This window comes from Mesorhizobium sp. WSM4840 (genome assembly GCF_055811755.1).
Map to the genome: position 1 here is coordinate 1 of NZ_JBVVQD010000091.1, position 1,586 is coordinate 1,586.

Annotated in this window: 3 protein-coding genes and 1 pseudogene; 1 reads left to right on the forward strand and 3 read right to left on the reverse strand. The window is 60.5% G+C overall.

The annotated features are described in order from the left end of the window. Positions 1-230: hypothetical protein (locus AC0L3I_RS36775; protein WP_473530212.1), on the forward strand; the 230-nt coding region annotated here is incomplete at its 5' end. Between the two features lie 35 nt (positions 231-265). Here AC0L3I_RS36775 and AC0L3I_RS36780 read toward each other — a convergent pair. From AC0L3I_RS36780 to AC0L3I_RS36790, 3 genes and pseudogenes are all read right to left on the reverse strand, one after another. Then, positions 266-586, reverse strand: a pseudogene (locus AC0L3I_RS36780) (ProQ/FINO family protein); the annotation flags it as partial. Positions 587-948: 362 nt separating this feature from the next. Then, complete coding sequence (locus AC0L3I_RS36785) at positions 949-1,131, reverse strand: hypothetical protein (protein ID WP_473530210.1); 183 nt, start codon at positions 1,129-1,131, stop codon at positions 949-951. Between the two features lie 175 nt (positions 1,132-1,306). Next, entirely contained in the window at positions 1,307-1,498 is a 192-nt protein-coding gene (locus AC0L3I_RS36790) for a hypothetical protein (RefSeq protein WP_473530211.1), read from the reverse strand. Positions 1,499-1,586 lie beyond the last annotated feature (88 nt).

The window sequence follows — 1,586 nt, forward strand, 5'->3', positions numbered from 1 at the left end:
AATGCGGCAGCTCCATTGCGATCGCGGCAATTCGGATCGGCACGGGGCGCCGCTCCGACCCTCAGGGCTGTCCCGGTCGGCACAAGCCATCGCTCAGCGGGGATCAAGCCATCGGCTTTCGGAATGACCGGCGACGCTTCGTCTCAACGACTATGCCGGTCGGGCTGTCGGCCGTATTCTTCGCCTTGAACACGGCGGTTCGCTTCGGTTTTGGTTTGGGTGGCGCTTGAGGCTCTGCCCTTGGCTCCGGCGTTTGCTTGGTTTCTTGCTTGTGCTTGCGGGCGCAAAGCAAAGCCTTGGCGGTCGCCGCGTCCGCATCCGAGACCAAGCCGGCCGGCTTGCCATCGAGATCGACCCGTGCGGCGCCGGCATCCAGTCTCGCCAGGTATTTGGCCATCCTGGTATACGCCAGCAGGGCTCTCCTCAATTCATCATCAGACAGTTCGCCGTCAAGCACCCGAATGTCATGATGGATGCCGATCTTGAGCGGCCTGGGCGCTTTCGGATTGAACGCCGCAGGCCACTTGGCCGATAGATAGCGGAAAAGCTGTGCAGGCGATTTGCCTCGGCTAGCGCTCAACATCATAAGCCTCGCCCGATTTGTTTTCGTTTTCGATTCGGACCTTCCTAGCACTGATATATGCGATGATTATGGAGAAATGGGCATTCATCCCGCAGAGCAAAGCAGCAGGGCGCCTCTTCATTCGGGCAGACGAAGTTCCTGGTGGACCGAGCAGGATCGGTACCAATCACGCCGAGCCGCCCCGATCGAGTTCATAGCAGTAGGGTCGGCGGTCTCTTGCCTCATATCTCCGCCAGCCCATTGAACCTTGGCAGCGTATCTGAAACGCCAGCAGCGAAAAGACTCGGCGGCCTCCGCCGTGCGCCCGTCGGCGAGTAGGACGCCGAAAGCGTCGCGGCTCCCCTCACCCGTTCGGCCGTTCCGTTCTACCAGGCGAGCGTCTCGTAGCGCGAAAGCTGCTCACGCGACCGTTTCGCGATCTCGGCCGGATCGACGCCGTCCTGGGACAGGAAACCATGCGGATGGCAGGCAAAACGGTTTCGCCGCAGTCCGGCGTCGATCACGAGAACCCGCGTCGGGCGCGGAGCAATCTGCAGGGCGGCGGCCATTCCGGAATAGCTGCCGCCGATGACGATGATGGAACCTTCAGCCAGGGCAGCTCAATTCGATGGTTGTGAGCGAACGCTTCGGGCCCCATTCGATTGCCCGACTCGGCTCATGCCGGGACGGGCTGTATTCTGAGGGTGTTTGCGCCATGTTCATGGTGGCCACCAGGAGATCGCCTCAGAAGCGGCGCTCAATCGGAAACATTAGCACCTCCGCGTCTTGTCGCGGCTGCTTGAACTCTTCGACGGCAACCGTCTCAATTAGCAGATCCAAGGCTTCGCGCCCCCTCCGACTCATCGGGTCATCGCCACGCAGGTAATGATACGCTCGATCTAAATGCACTCGCGCGGCGGAAAAATCGCTTGTCATATGACCCTCTCAGTTGCCGCCCGCGCTGGCCGTCTACGAGGTGAGGGTCGCGCAATCGTCAATATCCACAGACGGATTTGATTTAAAT